At 57.7% G+C, this 23,459-nt stretch carries 20 protein-coding genes; 7 read left to right on the top strand and 13 right to left on the bottom strand.

The features are described from left to right. Positions 1-42 precede the first annotated feature (42 nt). The 9 genes from panC to dksA all read right to left on the bottom strand — a co-directional run bounded on the left by panC (position 43) and on the right by dksA (position 10,764). Positions 43-891, bottom strand: coding sequence for a pantoate--beta-alanine ligase (panC, locus tag QKW35_RS16135; RefSeq protein ID WP_282354747.1), 849 nt, complete (start codon positions 889-891; stop codon positions 43-45). Between the two features lies 1 nt (position 892). Then, positions 893-1,687, bottom strand: a complete 795-nt coding sequence (gene panB / locus QKW35_RS16130; protein ID WP_282354743.1) for a 3-methyl-2-oxobutanoate hydroxymethyltransferase — start codon at positions 1,685-1,687, stop codon at positions 893-895. Between the two features lie 42 nt (positions 1,688-1,729). After that, the gene (folK, locus tag QKW35_RS16125; protein WP_282354742.1) at positions 1,730-2,215 is read right to left on the bottom strand and encodes a 2-amino-4-hydroxy-6-hydroxymethyldihydropteridine diphosphokinase; all 486 of its coding nucleotides are present in this window, start codon (positions 2,213-2,215) and stop codon (positions 1,730-1,732) included. Then, a complete protein-coding gene (gene pcnB / locus QKW35_RS16120) occupies positions 2,208-3,614 on the bottom strand; it encodes a polynucleotide adenylyltransferase PcnB (protein WP_282354740.1) in 1,407 nt (468 codons plus the stop codon). Before pcnB ends, folK begins: the two co-directional genes overlap by 8 nt. Before the next feature lie 1,253 nt (positions 3,615-4,867). Next, entirely contained in the window at positions 4,868-6,253 is a 1,386-nt protein-coding gene (locus QKW35_RS16115; RefSeq protein WP_282354737.1) for a sigma-54-dependent transcriptional regulator, read from the bottom strand. Positions 6,254-6,264: 11 nt separating this feature from the next. Further along, on the bottom strand, positions 6,265-9,216 hold the full coding sequence (locus QKW35_RS16110) for an ATP-binding protein (protein WP_282354734.1): 2,952 nt from the start codon (positions 9,214-9,216) through the stop codon (positions 6,265-6,267). Next, positions 9,209-9,382 (bottom strand): hypothetical protein, encoded by a 174-nt coding sequence (locus tag QKW35_RS16105; protein ID WP_282354732.1) that lies wholly within the window; start codon positions 9,380-9,382, stop codon positions 9,209-9,211. Before QKW35_RS16105 ends, QKW35_RS16110 begins: the two co-directional genes overlap by 8 nt. Before the next feature lie 10 nt (positions 9,383-9,392). Next, positions 9,393-10,274 (bottom strand): tRNA glutamyl-Q(34) synthetase GluQRS, encoded by an 882-nt coding sequence (gene gluQRS / locus QKW35_RS16100; protein ID WP_282354729.1) that lies wholly within the window; start codon positions 10,272-10,274, stop codon positions 9,393-9,395. A 58-nt stretch (positions 10,275-10,332) separates the two neighbouring features. Further along, positions 10,333-10,764 (bottom strand): RNA polymerase-binding protein DksA, encoded by a 432-nt coding sequence (gene dksA / locus QKW35_RS16095; protein ID WP_282354727.1) that lies wholly within the window; start codon positions 10,762-10,764, stop codon positions 10,333-10,335. A gap of 375 nt (positions 10,765-11,139) precedes the next feature. Here dksA and QKW35_RS16090 point away from each other — a divergent pair, with 375 nt between their 5' ends. Together QKW35_RS16090 and sfsA are read left to right on the top strand one after the other, a co-directional pair. Then, the gene (locus tag QKW35_RS16090) at positions 11,140-12,306 is read left to right on the top strand and encodes a pyridoxal phosphate-dependent aminotransferase (protein WP_282354725.1); all 1,167 of its coding nucleotides are present in this window, start codon (positions 11,140-11,142) and stop codon (positions 12,304-12,306) included. Then, a complete protein-coding gene (gene sfsA / locus QKW35_RS16085; protein WP_282354721.1) occupies positions 12,303-13,004 on the top strand; it encodes a DNA/RNA nuclease SfsA in 702 nt (233 codons plus the stop codon). Before QKW35_RS16090 ends, sfsA begins: the two co-directional genes overlap by 4 nt. A gap of 13 nt (positions 13,005-13,017) precedes the next feature. Here the strand turns inward: sfsA and QKW35_RS16080 are convergent, their stop codons facing one another. Next, positions 13,018-13,371 (bottom strand): Rieske (2Fe-2S) protein, encoded by a 354-nt coding sequence (locus QKW35_RS16080; protein WP_282354719.1) that lies wholly within the window; start codon positions 13,369-13,371, stop codon positions 13,018-13,020. 160 nt (positions 13,372-13,531) lie between these two features. Here QKW35_RS16080 and QKW35_RS16075 point away from each other — a divergent pair, with 160 nt between their 5' ends. From QKW35_RS16075 to QKW35_RS16065, 3 genes are read left to right on the top strand one after another with little or no spacing between them, the layout of a single operon-like run. Beyond that, positions 13,532-14,419: an energy transducer TonB gene (locus QKW35_RS16075; RefSeq protein WP_282354718.1), complete on the top strand. Its 888-nt coding sequence runs from the start codon at positions 13,532-13,534 to the stop codon at positions 14,417-14,419. Continuing rightward, entirely contained in the window at positions 14,416-15,417 is a 1,002-nt protein-coding gene (locus QKW35_RS16070) for a FecCD family ABC transporter permease (RefSeq protein ID WP_282354717.1), read from the top strand. Before QKW35_RS16075 ends, QKW35_RS16070 begins: the two co-directional genes overlap by 4 nt. A 1-nt stretch (position 15,418) precedes the next feature. Further along, positions 15,419-16,195, top strand: a complete 777-nt coding sequence (locus QKW35_RS16065) for an ATP-binding cassette domain-containing protein (protein WP_282354715.1) — start codon at positions 15,419-15,421, stop codon at positions 16,193-16,195. Here QKW35_RS16065 and QKW35_RS16060 read toward each other — a convergent pair. Next, positions 16,169-17,689 carry a bifunctional aminoglycoside phosphotransferase/ATP-binding protein gene (locus tag QKW35_RS16060; protein WP_282354713.1) on the bottom strand — a complete coding sequence of 507 codons (1,521 nt, stop codon included), beginning with the start codon at positions 17,687-17,689 and terminating at the stop codon, positions 16,169-16,171. The genes QKW35_RS16065 and QKW35_RS16060 overlap by 27 nt on opposite strands. Positions 17,690-17,736: 47 nt before the next feature. Between QKW35_RS16060 and mrcB the strand changes: the two genes are divergently transcribed. After that, positions 17,737-20,076, top strand: coding sequence for a penicillin-binding protein 1B (mrcB, locus tag QKW35_RS16055; RefSeq protein ID WP_282354711.1), 2,340 nt, complete (start codon positions 17,737-17,739; stop codon positions 20,074-20,076). A gap of 54 nt (positions 20,077-20,130) precedes the next feature. Beyond that, a complete protein-coding gene (locus QKW35_RS16050; RefSeq protein ID WP_282354709.1) occupies positions 20,131-20,733 on the top strand; it encodes a tetratricopeptide repeat protein in 603 nt (200 codons plus the stop codon). Between the two features lie 6 nt (positions 20,734-20,739). Here the strand turns inward: QKW35_RS16050 and QKW35_RS16045 are convergent, their stop codons facing one another. Both QKW35_RS16045 and QKW35_RS16040 read right to left on the bottom strand, forming a co-directional pair. Then, a complete protein-coding gene (locus QKW35_RS16045) occupies positions 20,740-22,581 on the bottom strand; it encodes a nitric oxide reductase activation protein NorD (protein WP_282354707.1) in 1,842 nt (613 codons plus the stop codon). 21 nt (positions 22,582-22,602) lie between these two features. After that, a complete protein-coding gene (locus tag QKW35_RS16040; RefSeq protein ID WP_282354705.1) occupies positions 22,603-23,418 on the bottom strand; it encodes a CbbQ/NirQ/NorQ/GpvN family protein in 816 nt (271 codons plus the stop codon). Positions 23,419-23,459 lie beyond the last annotated feature (41 nt).

The following is a 23,459-nucleotide window of genomic DNA, read 5'->3' as shown; positions in this document are numbered from 1 at the left end:
GAGAAAAACAGGCACGCGGCGCATGCCTGTTTATACAGGTGATCAGAGTTCAATCACCACGTTGTCGATCAGGCGGGCTCCACCCAGGGGGGCTGCCGCCAGGATCACTAGCTGCTGCGTTTCAGCTGTCGCCGGTGTCAGGGTGTGCGCGTCACAGATATTGAAGAAGTCACGGCTGAAGCCTACGGCTTCCAGCTTGGCGTAAGCTTCATCTTCCAGCTGCTTGTAATCGCGACGGCCGCCTAGGATCTCTGCTTTGGCTTCCTGTAGGGTGCGATACAGTGTCGGTGCAACTTTCATCTGTTCGTCGTTGAGGTAACCATTACGGGAACTCAGCGCCAGGCCGTCTTCGTTACGGGCGATTGGCGAACCCTGGACTTCAACCGGCAGATAAAGGTGTTCCACCATGCGGCGGATTACCATCAGCTGCTGGTAGTCCTTCTCACCGAAGACCGCTACATCCGGCTGCACGATACCAAACAGCTTGCACACGACCGTTGCTACGCCCTGAAAGTGGCCTGGACGGCTGGCGCCGCAGTGAATGTTGGAGATCAGTGGAACTTCGACCTGGGTCTGTTCTTCACGACCGTTCGGATACATTACCTCGTCGCTTGGTGCGAACAGGTAATTGCAACCGGCGCTGATCAGTTTCTCCTGATCGGCCTGCAGGGTGCGCGGGTAGTTGTCCAGGTCTTCGTTGATGCCAAACTGCAGCGGGTTAACGAAGATGCTGGCCACCACGATGTCACAGCAGCTTACCGCCTGGCGCACCAGAGCCAGGTGGCCCTCGTGCAGGTTGCCCATGGTCGGTACGAAACCGATACGTTTGCCCTGCGCGCGCGCTTCACTCAGCGTCGCACGCAGCTCTTCAATGCTAAAAAATGTCTGCATATTATTCGAACCCGTGTTCCGGTCCCGGGAAGGTGCCCGCGCGTACGGCGTCGCCGTAGGCTTTCAGTGCGTCCTGAACGGAGCCGGCTTCCGCCATAAAGTTCTTCACGAACTTCGGGCGGCGGCCCGGTGTCAGGCCCAGCATGTCGTGCAGTACCAGTACCTGGGCGTCGGTATCGGCGCCTGCGCCAATGCCGATTACAGGGATGTCCACCGCTTCGGTCACTTCACGTGCCAGCAGGGACGGTACGCACTCCAGCAGCAGCATGGAGGCGCCGGACTGTTCCAGTAGTACCGCATCTTCAATCATCTGACGTGCGCTTTCGCGATCACGGCCCTGAACTTTAAAGCCCCCCAGCTTGTTCACAGCCTGTGGTGTCAGACCCAGATGGGCACACACAGGGATGCCGCGTTCAGCCAACATGGATACGGTTTCGGACAGCCACGTTGTACCTTCGATTTTGACAATGTGTGCACCAGCCGCCATCAGCGTTGCGGCACTGTCCATTGCCTGTTCCGGGGTGGCGTAGCTCATGAACGGCAGGTCCGCCATGATCATGCTGCCCTGGTTGCCGCGTGCCACACAGGATGTGTGATACGCCATCTCTTCCACGCTAACAGGTAGAGTGCTGTCATTGCCCTGAAGGACCATTCCCAGCGAGTCGCCAACGAGGATCATCTCGTTGCCCGCTTCACTCACCAGATGGGCGAAACAGGAATCGTATGCAGTCAGTACCGCAAACTTCTCTCCCGCCTGTTTACGGGCTGTGAGGGTGTGCAGGGTAATGTTGCTCATAAGAAACTCTTATCCAGTTGTCTCGTTCGGCCGAAATTATACCTACAAGCGTTCTAGGCTGCCCATAGGGTATGCGACTAAAAGCTGGCTCAGACTTTGGCCGTCTGGCAGCTCCAACTCTGGCGCGATTTCGGCTAGCGGCCAGAGTACAAATGTGCGTTCGCACATAAATGCGTGTGGGACGGTCAGACGTTCGGTGTTGATGGTCTGATCGCCGTACAACAATAAGTCCAGATCCAGGGTGCGTGGTCCCCAGTGACGCTCGCGTACACGGCGGTGTTGCTGCTCCAGACGTTGCAGTTCGTAGAGCAGGGCGTGTGCTTCGAGGGTGGTGTCCAGCGCTGCTACGGCGTTGATGAAGTCGGGCTGGTCCTGTGGGCCAACCGGATCGGAGCGGTAGATGCTGGAGCGGGCAACCAGCTCACAGTGGGTCAGACCGGCCAGCTCCTGGAACGCATCCTCTACCTGCTGGCGGGGATTTTCCAGGTTGCTACCCAGACCGATATAACAGCGCATTGTCTTACTCATCTCGGGTCGCGTTGTTCGGTTTCTTACGGCGACGGCGGCGTGGCTTCTGGCCTTTGCCAGAGTCGCGGCTCATCTGTTCACGTTTCTCCGGATGCGCAGACTGATATTCCGTCCACCAACGGCTCAAACCACCCAGGTCTTCGCCGCTGTTCTCGCGTAGCAGCAGCAGATCGTATGCGGCACGGAAGCGTGGTTGCTCGATCAGGCGCTCTGCGCGTTTTCCGTCGCGGCGTGGCAGGCGGATCTGCATCTCCCAAATCTCACGGATCGGGGTAGAGAAACGGCGTGGAATCGCTGTGGATTTCACCTGCTTGGCGAGCACCTGGTTGGCTGCTTCATGCAGTGCCGGCAGCGGTGGCATGCGGTTCTCTTTCATCAGCTTCTGCATCAAATCCTGCACTGGGTACCAGAGTAGGGCGGCAAACAGGAACGCCGGGGTGACGCTTTTGCGCTGCGCCAGACGGCGGTCTGTGTTGCGCAGTGCGTTCAGCAGCAGGGTTTCTACCAGCTCGCCACGCTCGCCCAGCAATGCCCGCTGGGTTTGTGGGAACAGAGGCTCAAACAGATCGTAGTGCTGCAGGTGTTTGTAAGCACCTTCGGCGTAGCCGGATTGCAGCAGCTTGAGGGATTCGTCAAACAGACGGGCAGGTGCAATATCTTTCAGCAGTGGCGCCAGTTCACGGATCGGTGCGGCGGTGTTGGCTTCGATCTCGAAGTCCAGTTTGCCGGCAAAGCGGGCGGCACGCAGCATCCGCACCGGGTCTTCACGGTAGCGGGCGACCGGATCACCGATCATGCGCAGGACGCCGTCTTTCAAATCCTGGTAACCGTTGGCGAAGTCGTAGATGCTGTGGTCTTTGACGCAGTAGTAAAGTGCATTGACAGTAAAGTCACGACGATCTGCATCTTCTTCAATGGTGCCGTACACGTTATCGCGGGTAATCATGCCGGATTCGTTCTGGCGGCCATGTTCACCGTTGCTGTTTTCCGGATGGGAATCGTGGCTGGCGCGGAAAGTGGCCACCTCGATAATTTCACGGCCAAAACGCACGTGCAGCAACTTAAAGCGGCGACCGATCAGACGGGAGCGGCGGAACAGCTCGTGGGCCTCTTCCGGGCTGGCGCTGGTGGCCACATCGAAGTCTTTTGGTTTCTCGCCTTGCAGCAAGTCGCGAATACAGCCGCCCACCAGGTAACCGTCGTAGCCGCCATCAATCAGGCGATACACTACCTTCATGGCGTTATCGTCGAGGTATTTACGCGGGATCTGGTGCTCTGATTCGGGAATGATCTTGCGGCCTGTTTCCGCCGGAGCAAAAACCGGAGCCGGTTGTTCATTCTGGTCAGCACTACCTTTGCTGAACAAAGAGCCGATGCGTTTAAGCAGACTTCTAGCCATGGAACACCAAAATTCACCCTAAAAACTAAAGTGGCGCATCATACCATTTACGCGACCGCAGTATAAGGTTATGGAGGTCTATGAAGGCGCGTATACAGCTACGGGTTGACGTATTTTCTGCTGCAAGTGTGAATAACAGATAGTGTTACATGAAGTAAGAGGGAGGGATGGTTGCTGATCGCATCTCAGACAAAACGTTTAGCCTTAGCTTGTTGTTTTTGTTTCTAAGAGCACTTTTTCGGGACCGTCGAGCTGCTCTACGATCAGCATTAAGCCTCATTGTTATTTTTATTCGAGGCGATGGTACCTATCCACTTGCTACCTGTTTTTATTTTTATTGCTGGTGCAGGTTTCTAAGTAAGCATTGTTGTTGTTTTGTGTCTTAGTAATAGCAGTGTGTGTGCCAGTTTTTTTAACTTATTGTTTTATAAGTAAAATGTGTTTTTTGTTAAAAGAGTGACGCTGTACGTGCAGGTGTTTGTTACCCAGTTTCCCGTTACGGGTAACACTTGGTGGGTAGAGGGGTAACACTTTTTATGGGGTAACAAGGAGGTAACGACAGTGACAGGGGGGGCTGTCCGTGGGCAGGTGCGCTTAGGTGTTCGTAAGCGGAAACAGCCGACAGGCATCGGGTAGGTTGAACATTTTTTGATGCGATCAGTCGCGTGTGATTTTTTGTGATGCGGAACGAAAAATATGATGTGTCGCGGGTAGAAACGCAAGCAGACGTTAAGACAGAAATTTAGGGCGTTGAAATCGGATAGTGAAGAAGTAAGAGAGGGAGGTGGTTGCTGATCGCATCTCAGATAAAACGTTTAGCCTTAGCTTGTTGTTTTTGTTTCTAAGAGTGCTTTTTTCGGGACCGTTGGACTGCTCTACGATCAGCATTAAGCCTCATTGTTATTTTTATTCGAGGCGGTGTACTTATCCACGTGCTACCTGTTTTTATTTTTATTGCTGGTGCAGGTTTCTAAGTTAAGCATTGTTGTTGTTTTTACACTCTAGATATTAGCATTTGGTGTGCCATGTTTTTTAAGTTATTGAATTTAAATAAAAATAAAAATTATTGTGTGTTTTTGATACGTATTGTGGGGGTGGTTTGTTACCCCTGTTCCCGTTACGGGTAACACTGTATGGGTAGTGAGGTAACACTTTTTATGAGGGCATGTTACCGGGTTGTTACCACTGCGTGTTGTTGAGGGACAAAAAAACCGGGATAACCCGGGCTTTATGATCTTGCTAATACCGTGTGCCTACTTCTTCGGCTTACGGGGGATGCCCAGTTTCTGGCGGCGCTCCCACAAGCACTTGCGGCTGACCCCCAGCTTCTTGGCCAGCTCGGTTTCGCTCATGGAGTCCTGGTTCTCCAGCACAAAACGCTGGAAGTAGTCATCCAGGCTCAGGCCGGCGGCACCGCTGTTGTCTTTGCTTCCCTGTCGGGACGTGGGTGCCTGACTGATATAGTTCTGTTCCAGTGCCGCCAGGTCCGGGCCGTCGATGTCCAGGCCCAGCAGTTCGGTGGTAATCTCGCTGTCGTCGGTGAGGATCACCGCACGCTCGATGGCATTTTCCAGCTCGCGCACGTTGCCGGGCCACTGGTAACGCAGCATCGTCTTGAGGGCGTGGTGGCTAAAGTGCAGTTCGCCTTCGCCCATACGCTTGGCTGTGCTGGCGAGCATTTGCTGAGCGATTTCGATGATATCCTCTCCCCGCTCTCGCAGTGGCGGGATGCGTAACTCCATCACATAGAGGCGGTAATACAGGTCTTCTCGGAAATCGCCGCTTTTAGCCAGAGATTTCAGGTTACGGTGGGTTGCCGCAATCAGGCGCACGTTCACCTTCTTGGACTGCACCGAGCCCACGCGGCGGATTTCGCCCTCCTGCAGGAAACGCAGCAGACGTGCCTGAGCTTCTAACGGTAGCTCACCAATCTCGTCCAGGAACAGGGTGCCGCCGTCAGCCGCCTCGATCAGGCCGTTGCGTTGGCTGTTGGCGCCGGTAAAGGCTCCTTTCTCGTGACCAAACAGTTCGGACTCGATCAGGGTTTCCGGGATTGCGGCACAGTTCACGCAGATCATTGGTGCGTTGGCACGGTCGCTTTGCTCGTGAATGGCCCTGGCGGCCAGCTCTTTGCCGGTGCCGGATTCGCCCTGCACTAAAACAGTGGCGTCGGTCTTGGCCACTTTGCTGATGCGCTTGAACAGATCCTGCATCGGTTTGCAGGAGCCGATAATGTGGGTTTGCCCGTTATCCTGATCCTCGGACAGCTCCTGTACGGAGGCGGGTGTCTGACGGTGCGCCAGAATGTTGTGCACCGAGTTCAGCATCTCTTCGTGATCAAATGGCTTGGCGATGTAATCCACTGCGCCCATCTTCATGGCATCAACGGCGGAGCGCAGGCTGGCATAGCTGGTCATGATCAGAACCGGAACAGGCCCTGCCAGCTTGATCAGGTCGGTACCCGGAGCACCCGGTAGGCGCAGGTCGGTGATGATCAGATTAAAATCGCTCAGGTTGAAGCGGCTGGTGGCTTCGTCCACGGATTCGGCGTCCTGGACGTCGTAATCGTGCTTTTCGAGCAGTCTGCGCAATGCAGAACGGATAATGGATTCGTCTTCAACAATTAGAATTTGGCTCATTCGGTCTACCTTTATCCCACACCGTTACCATGGCCGGAGAAATCGTCTCCGCTATGGAATGGCAATGTGATTACCACGCGAGTGCCTTTATTCTGCTTGTTGTTGGCTGGGCTAATAATCTCAATACTACCATAATGTTCCTCTATTATGTTGTAGACCAAAGGTAAGCCAAGTCCAGTCCCCTTGCCTGGGTCTTTTGTGGTAAAGAAAGGCTCGAATAAACGGTCCTGTAAATCCGGTGGGATACCGGTGCCTTCATCCGTCACGGCAAGGGAGATTGTCTCTCCGTTGCTGTCGGCATCAATCCAGATGTGGTTGTAGTCTTCGGATGCGTCGCAGGCGTTGTTGAGCAGGTTAACGAATACCTGGCTCAACTGCTGCGGGTCGCCCCAGACGTGCAGGTCCGGCGCAACGTTGTTGAGATACTGCTGGTATTTACCGCGGCTGTCGAGGGATACAAGGTGGATCGCCTCGTCGAAACACTCCCGCAGGTTCACGGATTCGTGGGCGATCTGGTTGTCACTCTGTCCGCCACTGGCAAAACGCATCAGGGATTGAACGATGCGGCTGATGCGCTTGGTTTGATCGACGATCTGATCACCGGTCAGCAGGATCTCCTCGTTATCGGTTTCCAGCTTCAGGTTTTGTGCCAGACAGGCGATGCCGGTGACCGGGTTGCCGATCTCATGGGCCACCCCGGCGGCAAAGCGGCCGATGGAGGAGAGGCGTTCGCTGTGGGCGAGACGGTTCTGCAACATACGGGTTTCGGTTTCATCTTCCAGCAGCAACACCATACCGCTGGCGCTCTCTTCACTCAGTCGGGCTTTATGCAGCGCAAACCAGTGGGGCTGGCTGTTGAGCTGGATCGGTTCTGCCACCTCATGGGCCAGCGGCGACTGGGCAAAATTCGCCAGCAGGGTACCCCAAGGCGAGGGCAGGTGATTCAGTGGAATGCCCGCGCAATCAGCCGCGGTAATACCTGTGACCTGTTCCATTTCGGCGTTCCAGAACAAAATCTCGCCGGTGTTATCCAACGTACATACACCTACCGGCAGTCGCTGCAGAATCAGTCGGTGATAACGCCGCAGATCATCCAGCTCGGCGGCCAAGCCGGTGAGCTGTTCCTGGTAGTTCTCCAGTTGGCTTTCCATCAGGTGTACGTTGCGACCACTGGCTAAAGAGCTGATGCCCGCCGCCGGTGCACTGTGGTCGAGTGGGCTCAGCAGGGTGGCTGCTTCTACCGGTCCCAGCAGGCCTGTCAGGTTGTGTTCCAGCTGGGTGCGCAGGCGCAGCAGGTCGACCGGGCGCAAAATGCCCGGCTTGAGTGCCAACTGATCCAGGGCGCTCTGGATCTCGCGACGGGCCGCATCCTGGCCGAGGCGGGGTGACAGCAGTTCCTGAAAATCTTCCACCCGGGTAGCGGTCAGGCTGGTGGTGGAATGGCGCTGCAGTACGTTCAGCAGACAAGCGCTGGCAGCGTGCTCTTCGTCGGCGTTCTGCTCGGTGAACAATGAGATCAGCGTCAGGGTCAGGGCATTCAGCACCAATGCCAGCACGGCTGCCGTATCCGGGTCGTATTCCTCCACGGTGAAGGTGTCGGCCACCATCGGATCGATCGGACCCAGCAGTGGGAACAGCATGGTGTAGAGCCAAACGCCCATACCCACCAACAAACCACCGATCACACCCCAGCGGTTGGCGCGTTGCCAGAACAGGGTAACCAACAGTGCCGGCAGGAACTGCAGGAACGCCACCACGGCGATGATGCCGAGCTGGTGCAGGTCGTAGTAGTTACCGATCTTATCGTAGAAGAAGTAGCAGCCAAACAGGATCAGAATGATCAGGCTGCGGCGCAGCCACAGCACCCAGCTGTAGAAGCGGTGGGTATCCGGGAAGGGGACCATCGGCAGGATAATGTGGTTCTGCAGCATGGATGCCATCGCCACGGTACCCACGATAGAGATGCCGCTGGCCGCAGAGAGACCGCCGATAAAGGCCATCACCGTGAGCCACTCGGAATCCAGATGCATACCCAGGTACAGCAACAGGAACTCCGGATCGCCACCGGCGCCCAGGCTCATACCAGCCCAGAGGATCGGTGGTACCGTCAACGCCATCAGGAAAAGGAACAGTGGCATTCCCCAGGTGGCTTTGTAGAGCGTTTCGTCCGAGCTGTTCTCCGTGAACATCATGTGGAACATGTGGGGCATCACCACCGTCGCACTGAAGAACGCAATCAGCAGGGTTCGCCAGATGTCGCTGTCAAACTGGGTATTCAGCAGGGCTAACTGGTCCGGATTGGCGATCAGCCAGCTCTCCAGGCCCACCGGGCCGCCCAGGATCGAGAAAAAGGCATAGAGGCCGATGGCCACGATAACCCCTAGCTTGATCAGTGAACTGACCGCCATCGCAACAACGAGGCCGGGGTGTTTATGGCGCAGGGCTGCATGGCGTGCACCAAACAGGATCGAAAACAGTGCCAGTACTGAGCAGAAACCAAAGGCGAACTGGCTTACCGTAAACTGCTGGTTAAAGATGTAGAGGCTGTCGGCTACTGCCTGGATCTGGATCGAGATCATCGGCATGGTTGCCAGCACCGTCAGAATGGTGGCGATGGTGCCCACCGCACCGCTACGGAAGCGGAACGCAAACAGGTCAGCCAGCGAGCTGAGCTGATAGGTGCGGGTGATACGCAGGATCGGGATAAGCAGCGCAGGGGCTAATATAAAGACACCCACCGCGCCCAGGTAGGACGCCAGGTAAAGGTAGCCGGACTCCGAGGCCAGACCAAAGGCGCCGTGAAACGTCCACACACTGGCGTAGATGCCGATCGACAGGACGTGAGTGAGCGGATGTCGTACCCAGCGAGTAGGCAGTAGGTCGCGCTCGGTCAGGTACGCGGTGCCAAATAGAAACGCCAGATAGGCAAACCCGATCAAAAACAGCTGGGACAGGTCAAGCATGGTGGCGGCGTCTCTGTTCAATAATGATGGCAGCAATCACAACACCCAGCCAGACCAGAAAGGGACGGAACCAGGGACCATCAAGCTGTTGCCACCAGTTGATGATCAGCGGTGCAAGCAGATAAGCCGCCGGTAGCAGCAGCAGTAGCAGGCGATGAAAGTACATGAGCAGTCCCTTACTGGGGGCGGAGCTGTTTCAGGAGTGGTGGAACCTGCTCCATCTTCCAATGTGTCACCGCCCAATTCAACAGCTCAGTGACGCTGGCATCAATTAATGCCGGGTCGGGGGCCTGGTTGAGAAAATTCAATGCCTCAATGAGCTGGGGTACGGGGTGTTCCAGGTCCAACGCGGTGGCAAAGGTCTGTTTGCTCAGCTTCTGGCCTTCGGGATTGACGGCCACAGGAATGTGGGCATAACGGGGTGCATTGTAACCCAGCAGGTCCTGTAGATGGATCTGTTTTGGTGTTTCCGGCAACAGGTCGCTGCCACGCACTACATGGGTGATCCCCTGTAGGTGGTCATCGACCACAACCGCCAGTTGATAGGCGAACAGGCCGTCCTTACGCAGCACGACAAAATCGCCGGAGCTGTTCGCCAGGTCGAAGTTCTGTGGCCCCTGGATCAGGTCCAGGAAACGGGTGGGTTCAGTCGGGCATTGCACGCGCACGGCGGCGTCAGCCTCTTCGTCCGGCGCATCCAGTTTGCAGAAACCATCATAGATAACGCCGCCACTGCGTTCCTGCACTTGTTTGCGCGAGCAGCTACAGCGGTACGCATCCCCAAGATCCAACAGTCGATCCAGCGCAGCCTGATAGTAATGGTGGCGCTCGCTTTGCAGGCTCAGCTCGCCATCCCAGGTCAGACCAAAGGCTTCCAGAGTCACGGGAAAACTGTTGCTGGCCCCCGGTTGTTCGCGGGGCGGATCAAGATCTTCGATGCGGAGTAACCAGCGACCGTTGTTGGCGCGGGCATCAAGGTAACTGGCCACTGCTGCCAAGAGGGAACCAAAGTGCAGCAGACCGGTAGGTGACGGGGCAAAACGTCCGACGTATTCCACGGCGTATCAGAAGGGACAAGTCTGACCGGCACCACCGGTCAGACGTAAGCAGGCGAGATTAACCGCCAACCTGTTTTTCTTTGATCTCTGCAAGGGTTTTGCAGTCGATACAAAGGGTCGCAGTTGGGCGTGCTTCCAGACGACGGATACCGATTTCGATACCACACGCGTCGCAGTAACCGTAATCGTCGGCTTCGATACGCTCGGCTGCTTCTTCAATCTTTCTGATCAGCTTACGTTCGCGGTCACGGGTGCGCAGCTCAAGGCTGAACTCCTCTTCCTGACTGGCGCGGTCGCTTGGATCAGCGAAGTTGGACTGTTCTTCCTGCAGATGGTGGATGGTGCTGTCCACCTCTTCCATCAGCTGGCGTTTCCACTCGTCCAAAATAGCGCGGAAGTGATCTTTTTGTGCATCGCACATGTACTCTTCATCCCGATCCAGTGGATACGGGTCGATGTGCGAAAAACGAGATTCAGTGCTGTTTGGCATAACTCTGCCCCACCTATTCCAATCGCCGTCTCCGGGCGATATCAGCTTAACTGATCATAGGCCGCAACAGCGCGGCTTATACCTGAAAGGCAGCAGACGTTATCAGAACTTTTCATATTAAACCAGCCCCTTTAAGACAAAGTTTGCTAGCCGGTATAGGTCGTCTGCGCCGCTTTTCTCAAACTGTTGGTGTTAAACCCTGAACTATTGTTCAGAAGTACCGTACAACTGTTAGGTCTAGTCCACAGAACGAAGCTTGTAAACCTGCGCTGTTGATCTGGAGTGTTTGAAACCGCTCTCTATCTTGTTGATCCGGGAGAATTCATTCATTCCTTTGTATAATGGGGCGGTTTTTTACCTGATGAAGAGCGGACAATGAACAAGCAATGGACACAGCGGGCTGCAGATATCGATTCCTTCAAGGTGATGGATCTGCTGAAACGGGCAAAAGAGCTGGATGCAGAAGGTCATGACGTGGTGCATATGGTAGCCGGTGAGCCGGATTTCGCCACTGCCGCACCGGTCGCAGCTGCGGCTAAAGATGCAATCGATCGCGGTTTGACCCAGTACACGCCCGCTGCGGGCATTCCGGAGCTGCGTGCACGGATTGCCCAGTGGTATCAGACCCGCTACGGCCTCGACGTCTCGCCGGAACGGATCATTGTTACGCCAGGTGCATCCGGGGCTTTGCTGATGGTGTTCTCCCTGCTGGCAGAGCCGGGCCAGACCTTTATGATGAGCGATCCCGGGTACCCGTGTAACCCGCGTTTCCTGCGTTTGATAGAAGCACGTGGCCAGCTGGTGCCATGTAGCGTGGAAGATCATTTCCAGCTGACGCCGGAAACGATCCGCGAACACTGGAAGCCAGAAACCGCAGGTGTGTTGCTGGCATCGCCGGCCAATCCGACCGGCTCGGTGGTGCATAAGGATGAGCTGCGCAACATCGCCGAAACCGTGAAGGCGATGGGCGGTAACCTGGTGGTGGATGAGCTCTACCATGGTCTGACCTACGGCTTTGATGCCAACTCCGTGCTGGAGGTGGAACCGGATGCCTTTGTCCTGAACAGCTTCTCCAAGTACTTTGGCATGACCGGCTGGCGCCTGGGCTGGATGGTGGCGCCAGAAGAGGCGGTACCTGAGTTGGAAAAACTGGCCCAGAACCTGTTTATCTCACCGCCGACCGTGTCCCAGTATGCTGCGCTGGCTGCTTTTGAGCCGGAGAGCCTGGCAATCTTTGAGCAACGCCGCCAAGCCTTCCAGGAGCGTCGCGACTTGCTGGTGAGCGGGCTGCGTGATTTGGGCTTTGATATCCCGTTTACGCCGGAAGGTGCATTCTACGTCTATGCCGGTGCGTCCCACCTGACCGACAATACCTACGACTTCTGCTGGTCTCTGCTGGAAGAAGATAAGGTTGCGACCACCCCGGGTGTGGATTTTGGCAGCTACCGCGCCAACGAATTTATCCGTTTCTCCTACACCACCGGACTGGACCGGATCGAGGAAGCGCTCAACCGCCTGCACAAGCGGATCCAGAACGCATGAAGCTGGACAATATGATCGAAGGCCGCCTGATCAAGCGCTATAAGCGCTTCCTGGCGGATGTGGAGCTGGCCGATGGTAGCCAGGTGACCGCGCATTGCCCGAATACCGGTTCCATGAAACACTGCGCCGAGCCTGGCAGTCGCGTCTGGCTGCAGGATTCAGGCAATCCAAAGCGCAAGTACCCGCTGGGCTGGGAGCTGGTGGAAGTGGATCAGCAATATCTGTGCTGCATCAACACCGGACGTGCCAACCACTTGATCCGCGAAGGGATCGAGAACGGGGTGATCAGCGAGCTGCAGGGATACGACAGTATCCGTGCGGAAGTGAAGTACGGTGAAAACAGCCGTATCGACCTGTTGCTGGAGGGCGAAGGCAAACCGCTGACCTATGTGGAGATCAAGAATCTGACCCTGCTGGAAGATGAAGGTTGGGGCAGTTTTCCCGACGCGGTTACCACCCGCGGTGCCAAGCATCTGCGGGAACTGATGGCGATGGTCGAGCAGGGGCATCGGGCGGTGTTGCTGTTCTGCGTGCCGCACGAAGGGATCGAAAAGGCCCGTCCGGCGGACCAGATTGACCCGAAATACGGTCAGCTATTGCGCGAAGCCGCAGCTGCAGGTGTGGAAGTGCTCGCTTACGGCGCACGTCTCTCTCCGTCTGAAGTGCGGATCAGTCATCCGGTGCCCGTCTCGCTGTAACAGTCTCCAGGATCTAGACCTGTCCGATGGCGATTACGTCGGGTTGCTTGGGCAGGTCGATCACCACCTCACCGTTGATAATTTCAAACGGCACCGCGTCCAGGCGGTCTTCCACGCATGGGCCCGCCACACAGACGCCGTCGTCGATTCGGAACAGAGCGCCGTGGGTGGCACACTGGATATACTGCTTTTCATAATCGAGGAACTGGTCGGGCATCCATTCCAGCGGAATGCTGCGATGGGGACAGCTGTTGTGGTACAGGAAGAATTCGTCGCGGTGATTGATCAGCACCAGCTTGATACCGTTGACCTCAAACCCCTTGGCCTGGCCCGGCTCCAGTTGATCGGTATGGCAAAGTACGGTCATTGTTGTCCTCTTCATAGCTGTGCGACAGGTGCCCCACCATACTGCAACGGTTCCACAACGTGAAACGAATTAATATCAAACTGAACGCATATCAACCGCAGGGCGCTCTTCACGCTTATAATACCAGCACCTTTGATTCCGCTACCTGAGATGCCCCGCGTTGCGCCCGAACGGTTTGTCCCAATCTTCCCTGATACTGCTGCTGACGCTGGGTCTGTCAATCCTGGCCCATGCTGCCGTGTTGTGGTGGGGAAGCAGCGACGCGGACATCGCCAAGCTGCCGGGCCAGCGTTTACAGGTTCAGGTCTCCGTGGCCTCGAAACCGGCGGCAACAGGAGACACCAAGGCCCCGCGTGCATTGGCTGAGCCGGTTGAGAACAACACACAGCCGAACCCGGACGTTTCAACGCCCGGTGATAAGGCGTCAAAAGAACAGCCCGTGCAGCCAGCAGAGCACTCTAAAACGCAGGTGGCTGTGGTGCCGGTCAAACCTGCACCGGTTGACCATAGCGCTGAGAAAGTGAAGGATCCTGTTCCTGAGCCAGACCTTGCTGCTGTAAAACCGGAACCCGCCACGGTTGAGGACTCCGCAGCACCCGAACAGCCCGTTGCCAAGATGGATAAGCCCGTGCAGCGTATGCCTGAGCCCGTAAAAAAGGAGCAGCCCCCTCAGCTTGAAGCGGTATCTTCGAGTGCAGATAGCGTTCCGACGGATGAGACCGCTCACGCTGATACCGTGACGGAAAGCGCTCAAACGCAGCAGGCGAGCTTTCAGTCTGCGCAGGTGCGCAAGCAATCGAAACCGAATTATCCGCGGCTGGCGCGTCGTCGGGGACAGGAGGGCACCGTTTGGTTGCGGGTGGAGGTGGATACCTCTGGTAGGGTACTGGCGATCGAGATCGATCGCAGTTCCGGATTTGAAATTCTCGATAAGGCGGCGCTTAAGGCGGTGCGCTCGTGGCGCTTTCTGCCTGCATTGCAGGGTGGTCAGGCACAGGTCTCCTATGTGAAGATACCGGTTAAATTTCAATTGGATAACGCCCGATGATGCCCTCCGGTTCGCTGCACCCCCGCGCCTTGCTGATTATGCTGCTGCTCACCAGTCCGCTGGTGCTGTGGCTGGCGCTTCAGACCGGAGAGCTGTCGCTGCAGTTAAAGGATATCTGGCGCGAAACCGGCATTGCCCACCAGGTGTTTCTGGAGTTACGCCTGCCCAGGCTCTGCCTGACGCTGCTGGCCGGGGCGTTGTTGGGGGTAACCGGGGCGGCGATTCAGGCGATGTTCCGCAACCCGCTGGCGGATCCCAGCCTGATTGGTGTATCGGCGGGTGCCGGACTGGCGGCGGTGGCTACCCTGGTATTGGGCGGCTCGCTGGTGGTACAGTTTGGCGCGGTTGTGTTGCCGCTGAGCGCCTTTATCGGTGGGGTGTTGGCCACCGCGTTGGTATTCCGTATCGGCCGTGGGCTGGACGGCGTATCGGTCACCACCATGTTGCTGGTGGGAATCGCTGTCAATGCCATTGCCGCATCCGGTATCAGCGCCCTGAAGTATTTCTCGGATGCCTTTACCCTGCGTCAGGTGGTGTTCTGGCTGATGGGTGGCTTGCAGCATCAGGGCTGGCAGGCGGTCTGGACTCTGGTGCTGGTGGCGGTGCCGGTGCTGATCGGCCTGTTCAGTCAGGGGCGTATTCTGAATCTCCTGCTGCTGGGGGAGCGTCAGGCACAGTTGCTGGGCGTGTCCGTTGAGCGCTGTCACCAACTCCTGATTCTGCTCAGTGCGCTGGGTGTGGGTGCGGTTGTGGCGGTGGGCGGCATGATCGGTTTTGTTGGTCTGGTGGTGCCCCATCTGGTGCGTCTGCTGATCGGCCCTGATAATCGCTATCTGCTGCCACTGGCGGCGCTGTTAGGCGCCTTGTTCCTGACCCTGGCAGATGTGGTGGCGCGGGTATTGATCGCCCCGGCCGAGATGCCGCTGGGGGTTGTGACTGCACTGGTGGGCGGGCCGTTCTTCCTCTCCATGATCATCTACCGTCGGCGGAGTGTGTAACATGCTGGATGTACAGGTTGAGCGTTACACACGCAGCGGTCGGACACTGCTTGAGGGGATCAAGCTTCAGTTAGCCGGTGGTGGTTTCAGCGTTATTCTTGGCCCCAACGGTGCCGGTAAGTCTACGTTGTTGAAGTTGATCTCCGGGCAGGCCGTGCCGGATGCGGGCCGGGTGGTATTGGGTAATCATCTGATTACCGAGATCGATCTGAACAAGCGGGCACGCCAGATGGCGATGCTGACCCAGGAACACCCACTCAATTTCCCGTTCCCGGTATTGGATGTGGTACGTATGGGCTGCCATCCATTGGGGTTGAGCGACGATGAAACTTCAGTGCGGGCGCAGGAGCTGCTGGGCGTGATGGAGCTGCCGGAATTTGCGGCGCGCAACTACCTGACCCTGTCTGGTGGCGAAAAGCAGCGGGTACAGCTGGCACGCGTGCTGGCGCAGCTGGGCGATGAATCACAGCTGTTGTTGCTGGATGAACCGCTGACGGGGATGGACCTGCGCCATCAGCACCTGACCCTAGACTACCTGCATAAGTTGGCACAGAACGGTTTACGGGTCGTTGCCGTGCTGCACGATCCGCTCCTGGCCGCGCAGTATGCAGATCAGTTGATTCTGTTAAAAGGCGGGCAGCTGCAGGCAGAAGGTGGTCTGGAGACGGTCTGGAACAACCAAACCCTGAGCGCACTGTACGATCTGCCGCTGCAGGTCTCCCTCAGCAACGGTAAACCACGGCTGGAAACCTCAGTCGATAATCTCTTCGGCGCGTAAGCGGTCCAACACGTAGTTGATGCTGTCGTCATCGTCCGTATCCACCACGATGGTGTAATCCAGCTCGTCCTCGTTGAGCCTCTGCTCGTGCTGCAGCTGCTGGCGCATCACGCGGATGTCTGCATCGGAGGCGTCGATGCCCTCGTGTACGCGACGTTTGAGGCGTGCTTCGATCAGCTTCTGTTCACATTGGCAGGATACAATACGCATCGGTACGCGCAGCTGCTGGCTGACTTCGAAGTAGCTCTGGCGGGTACGGTAGCGGATATGGGTGGCGTCTACGATCACCGAATAACCGGCGCGTAACAGCGAGCGGGTGATGTCCTGCAGGTGGTTGAGGGTACGGGCGTTCATCTCGGCACTGTACAGCTCCAATCGCTCGCCTTTCAGGGACAACTCGCGGTAGAGACGCTTACGCTCCACATCCGAACGGATACGGATGGCGCCGATCTCGTCCAGCAGTTGCTGGCTGAAGTGGCTCTTGCCGGTGCCGGATACACCGTGCATCAGATAAAGCACCGGATGGGGCGTTCGGGCGTAGTGGCCGGTGAGGCCCAGGTAGCGACGCAGGCTGCCGAGGTCCTTATGTTCGCCGATCACCGAGACCTTGGCGCGCACCATAGCGCGGTAGGATTTGTAAAAATTCAGCAACTGCACGCCGTCATAATCGCCGCAGAGTTCCAGGTAGCGGTTCAGGCAGCGGTTGGCCCAGCGGAACTGATCGTTGGCTTCGAGGTCCATGAGCAGGAATGCCAGATCGCAGATGGTATCGATCCAGCGAAACTGCAGGTTAAATTCGATGCAATCGAACAGGCGCAGTTCATCGTGGTACAGGGTGATGTTGGCCAGGTGCAGGTCACCGTGGCATTCACGTACATGGCCCTGCGCCTTGCGTTGCTTGATCAGGTCGGTCAGTTCGCGGAAACTCTGCGCCGTATGGTTGGAGAGGTGTTGCAGTTCACCCCAGTCGCTGAGATCTTCCAGGGTATCGCCGATATGCAGGAAGTTGTCTGAGACCACTTCCCAGATAGTTTCCGCTTCACCCCAGGGACTGTCGGGGGCGACACGTGGAATGCGCTCGTGAAAATCAGCGATCTGCTCGGCCAGGGTATCGATCCAGCTTGCTTCAAAGCGTTTTGCCTGCAGCAGCAGATCAAGGCGCTGCTCTGGGTTGAACTGGCGCATACGTACCGCATATTCAAAGGGTTCACCTTCGCCGTCGATGACCGGCTGCTCGGGCGTACCGCAGATCGGCACCACCGACTCGTAGATGTCCGGTGCCAGGCGCTGGTTAAGGCGCAGCTCCTCTTCACAGAAGAGTTTGCGTTTTTCCAGTGTCGTGAAATCCAGAAACCCGAAATCGACCGGCTTTTTCACCTTGTAGGCGTAGTCGCCCGTTAGAAACAGCCAGGAGATATGGGTTTCAATCACCTGAATCTCTGAGACTGGATGCGGGTAGGCTTCGGCCTGACGTAGTATATCGCTTAGGGTCATTTGGGGTGTCTGTATCACCTTGTTTAGGAAGGCATTATACTTAGCCGATGACAAAAAAGAGAGTATCTAATTCCCGCCGCCGCCGCGGCAAGCCCATCAGTAAGCGCTCCTTCTTCTCCCGCTTTGGTGGCACCCTACTGAAACTGATGCTGGTGCTGACCGTGATTGCTGGCATCGGACTCATCTATCTGGATGCGCAGGTGCGCGATAAGTTCGAGGGCAAACGCTGGGCGTTGCCGGCGAAAGTGTACGCCCGTCCGCTGGAACTCTATGTGGGTCAGCAACTGAGCATTCAGGATCTGAAAGCCGAGCTGCGGGGGTTGGGCTACCGGTCCGTTTCGCGCGTCAGCGAACCGGGCACCATGGAGATCGCCAGTACCCGTATCCGTGTGGCGACCCGTGGTTTTGTATTTCCCGATGGGGATGAGCCTCAGCGGCGCATGCTGATCAGTTTTAACGGTAAGCAGATCAGCTCAATCAAAGGCGGAGACGGTAACTCCCTGCCGCTGGCCCGTCTGGAGCCGATCCTGATCGGGGGGATCTATACCAAGGAGAACGAAGATCGGGATCTGATACGCCTGGATCAGGCGCCGGAAGCCCTGAAGCAGGCTCTGATTGCGGTGGAAGACCGTGATTTCTACAACCATGCGGGCGTTTCCCTGCGGGGGATTGCCCGTGCCATGTGGGTCAACTTGCGCAGTGGCCGGTTTGCCCAGGGCGGCAGTACCCTGACCCAGCAGTTGGTGAAAAACTTCTATCTGACCTCCGAGCGAACGCTGGCGCGTAAGCTGCTGGAGCTGCCGATGGCCGTATTGCTGGAACTGCACTACGGCAAGGATGAGATTCTTGAAGCCTACCTGAACGAGGTGTACCTGGGACAGTCCGGTGCCCGTGCCGTGCATGGCTTTGGTCTGGCCAGCCAGTACTACTTCGCCCGTCCGGTCTCAGAGTTGCAGCTGCATCAGGTCGCCCTGCTGGTGGGCATGGTGAAGGGGCCGTCCTACTATGATCCACGTCGTAACCCGGAACGCGCTACAAAACGTCGTAACCTGGTCCTGCAGTTGATGGCCGATGGGGGGGATATCACCCAGGCGGAGATGATCCAGGCGCAGAAACAAGCGCTGGGCGTGGTGCAGCAGAAGAGCCTGCGCAAGGGGGCATACCCCGCCTACCTGGATCTGGTGAAACGCCAGTTGCGTGAAGAGTACCCGGAAGAGGCGCTCAATTCCGAAGGCCTGCGGGTGTTTACCAGCCTGAACCCGATTGTGCAGGAGCGCGCGGAACAGGCGCTGGTAAAAACGGTCAACCGATTGCAGAAACGCTTTGGTAAGCGGGTAGAAAACCTGCAGGGGGGGATGGTGGTGACTGACCCTCAAACCGCCGAAGTGCTGGCGGTGGTAGGTGGCCGCAATACCCGTTATCAGGGCTTTAACCGGGCCCTGGATGCGCGCAGGCCGATCGGCTCGCTGGTGAAACCGGCGGTTTATCTGGCGGCACTGGAGCAGGGGTATACTTTGTCATCCCTGCTGGACGACGCACCGATCCGGGTGGAAATGGCGGATGGCCAGATCTGGGAGCCGCGTAACTTCGACAAACAGAGCCACGGCCAGGTGCCGCTGCACAGGGCACTGTCCAACTCCTACAACCTCAGTACCGCCCAGCTGGGTATGAGTGTCGGGCTGGACAACGTGGGTGAGATGCTGCAGCGCCTGGGGATGGAGCGGGATCCCACGCTATATCCTTCGCTGCTGTTGGGCGCGGAGTCGATGACACCGTTCGAAGTGGCCGGAATTTACCAGACCCTCGCCTCCAACGGCTTCCGTATGCCGATGAGGGCGATACGTCTGGTGACCACGGCGGAAAATGAGGAGCTGTCCCGTTACCCGCTGGAGGTGGAGCAGGAGGTTTCCTCTGCCCAGGTGCACCTGATTCAGTACGCACTGCAGGAAGTGGTACGTGAGGGTACGGCCAAATATGTGTACAGTCAGTTGCCTGCCTCACTGAATGTGGCGGGCAAGACCGGGACCAGTAACGACCAGCGCGACAGTTGGTTCGCAGGCTTTGCCGGCAACCGCCTGGCGGTGGTATGGATGGGGCTGGACGATAATGCCAAGCTGCCTTTCACCGGATCGGGTGGTGCACTGCGGGCCTGGACCGACTTTATCAAGCGTGAACAGCCGGAACCGTTTTTGGCCGCCTACCCAGAAGGGGTGGAGTACCACTGGATCGACGAGGCGACCGGCTACCTGTCGGACGAGCTCTGTGCCGGTGCCCGGCAAGTGCCGTTCCTGGTCGGTACCGAACCCAAGCAGGAGGTGGATTGTGGCCAGAAAGACCCGATCCAGCGATCCCTGCGTTGGTTCCAGCAGTGGTTCCGCCAGGAATAACACAAACAGGTTAGCTACGCTGACCATAGCAATTGAATGTTTAGGGTGAAAAAAATGCGTAAACTGGGATTACTCGCAACAGCACTGGTCCTGACCGGGTGTGTCGGTGGAACCCAGAACGTGGCACCGGTTGTCGACCGCAGTCAGGCGGCAGGTTCGCCGGTGGTGAAACCAAAACCGGCAGCGGCAGGCACGGTGATTACGGCGCCTGTAGATACCGGGGTAACCGTATCGGCGGTTGAAGATCAGCCAATCCAGCAAGTCGCACCGGCCAGTGCCGGGCAGAGCAGCGGTGGAACCTGGGTGACTGCACAGGCGGCCACCCGCGATCACCAGGTTAGCCCGGCGGTGGTGGCGCTGCTAGACAATGCCCGGCAGCAGACCCGTTCCGGCTCGTACAGTGCGGCAGCCAGTACACTGGAACGTGCGCAGCGGATTGCACCGCGCGAGCCTGAAGTTTACTACGAGATGGCACGGGTACGGTTGAAGTCCGGCGATTGGAGTCAGGCGGAACACTTGGCCCTGAAAGGAGTGCAACTCTCCGCCGGTTCTGATGCCATGCTGAATAAGCTCTGGCTGCTGATCGCGGATATCCGTGACGATGCCGGTGACCAGCCCGGTGCCCAGCGCGCCCGCATCAAGGCCCGCCGTTACTAAACCGCTTTATGAAGAAAGCCGTGTCAGGCGAGCGTAGAGCTGGGGCAGTTTTCCCGGTAGCTCGGTGGCGCGGCGGATCAGGGTGTAATGGCTGCGCCCGAACAGATAGGGCAGGTAATCCTCCCCCTCATTATCGATGGTGATGCAGAACGGGATCAGTCCGGCACGCCGGGCTTCCCGGATCGCTTCCCGCGTATCCTCTATACCGTAACGTCCCTCATACTTATCCAGATCGTTGGGTTTTCCATCCGTCAGGATCAGTAGCAGTTTCTGCTGGTTAGGCTGTTCACTGAGTACCTGTGTCGCTCTGCGTATCGCGGCGCCCATACGGGTGTAATAGCCCGGTTTAATCGCGTTGAGCTGGCCACGTACCTTACGACCGTAAGTCTGGTCAAAACCCTTCAGGGTGTGGAAGCGCACATGGTTACGATAGCGGGAGGAGAAACCGCAGATGGCGAACCGGTCACCGGTCTGCTGCAGGGTTTCGCCAAACAGCATCAGGCTGTCGCGGATGATGTCGATCACCCGCGCCTGTTGGGCGACCCAGGCATCGGTTGACAGCGACAGGTCGGCTAGCAGCAGGCAAGCCAGGTCGCGGTGGGTCTGTCGCAGGTCTGCGTATAAGTTTGGTTCAGCCACCAGGTGTCCGGCCGCACGCTGGGCCTGGTAGTGGCTGTAGGCCTCCAGATCCAGCTCGGCACCGTCCGGTTGCTGGCGTAACCACTGGCTGTGGGGGCGCAGGGACTGGAACTGGCGGCGCAGACGCTGTGCACTGTGACGCAGGTGGTCCGGCAGTTCACAGGATTCATAGTCCTGGGTTTGCATCGGAATCACCTGGCAGTAATCGTCTATCAGCTGTTGCTTACGGTAGTCGTATTCCGGCAACAGGATCGGGCCGTCGAGAATCAGGTCGTCCGCCGCCTCGGACGGCAGGTCCAGATCGAAACGGATGCGCTTGGCGATGGTCTGGTTGTCGCGGGCGATGGTCAGCTTTTCCAGGTCGTCGGCATTGGCATCGGCCTGACTGAGGTCCTCTTCATCCTCGGTTTCCCGGTTGACCTTCACCATTTCCGCCAAGCTGAAGAGGCTGGTCTCGTAACGCAGGGCCAGCAGGCCGCCTTTGTCCTCCGGCATTTCGCTGCGCTCGGCGCGGCGTTTTTTCTGCTGCTTGCTGTCTTCACTCTGCCCGCCGCGGTTGGACTGTTCCTCCTCCGGCATGGAGACGACGTTGCCAGCCTCGGACGTAACCGGAGGGCAGGGGTGTAGCCAAAGTGGTACCGGAGTGGGTACGGCGCGGCTTGTTGGCAAATCTGCAACCGTGCCGGGATCGGTCAGTGCCTGTTGGATTAGGGCTTCGGCTGCGCGTTCGCTACCCTTTGGTTGTGGCCGCAACGGCAGTAGCGCGTCGACCAGCGTAAGGTAGCGACTCTTAAGGCCGGGATACTGCTCCAGCACCCACAGGGTCTGTTGCTGGCTGCGCTGGATCCAGTTGGCCTCGCTGTATGCGGGAGCACAGGCCAGGGCGGCGAGCCAGTAGTACAGATCGCGGTTGAGCTGAGCCTGTGGATAAACATTGAGCGCTTCCGGCAGGCAGAGGGTATCCTCGTCGCGCCAGGCCAGGGCTATGCGCTGGTGGCTGCCGGCCAGCCGCTGCAGCCAGCTGCGACGGCTCTGGTTATGGGTCTCGCTGGAGGCGCGGATGGACAGGCCGGGTTCACCGCCCAACGTGCGGAAGAACACCGCCAGCGGTTTGCGCAAATCGCTTAACTTGGCGCCTTCGTGGCGATGATGGGGATCGGCAACGCGGGTGATTAGGCGATCCCAGAACTGGCCAACCTGTTCTTCCATCGGTGTCTCTCCGGCTTGGCGTTAGCTGTTGAAGTTGGCGCGCACGACTTCCATCAATGCGCTGATGGTGTCTTCGTCGTCGGTCAAGGATTCCACCAGGCCAGCACGGCAGGCTTCTACCGGATCAAAGCCGGCTTTGATCAGGGTGGCGGTGTAGACCAGCAAACGGGTACTGGCGCCTTCCTCCAGGTCCATATCCTTGAGGTTGCGCAGGCCGCTGGCGAGCCGGATCAGGCGCTGGCATAGCAGCGGGTCGAGCCCGGTTTCTGCCTGCAGCACCTGCAGCTCCTCCTGCGGCGACAGGTAGTTGAAGCTCATGGAGATAAAACGCTGGCGGGTGCTGGGTTTCAGGCCTTTCATCAGGTTCTGGTAACCCGGGTTGTAGGAGACAACCAACATGAAGTTTTTCGGTGCCTGCAGGACTTCGCCGGTGCGGTCCAGCGGCAGAATACGTCGGTCGTCGGTCAGCGGGTGGATCACCACAGTGGTATCTTTGCGCGCTTCCACCACTTCGTCCAGGTAGCAGATACCCCCTTCGCGCACGGCGCGGGTGAGAGGGCCGTCGTGCCACTGGGTGCTGCCATCACCGATCAGGTAGCGCCCCACCAGATCGGAGGCGGTCAGGTCGTCGTGACAGGCGACGGTGTAGAGGGGTAAGCCCAGTTTCTCGGCCATATGGCTGACAAAGCGGGTTTTGCCACAGCCGGTCGGGCCTTTAATCAGCACCGGTAGCTGGTGGCTGTAAGCGTGTTCGAACAGCTCCACTTCTTTGTGCTGGGGCACGTAAAACGGTAGCTGCTCGTCGGGGTTGATAGAAACGGTGTTGCTCTGTTGCATGATGCTCGATCTCCAAGGGAGGACCCACCCACCGTGAGGTA

Origin of the sequence: Pontibacterium granulatum, from assembly GCF_029961155.1 — a bacterium.
Taxonomy (GTDB): Bacteria; Pseudomonadota; Gammaproteobacteria; order Pseudomonadales; family Balneatricaceae; genus Pontibacterium; species Pontibacterium granulatum.
This window is presented reverse-complemented; position numbering and strand designations above follow the sequence as displayed.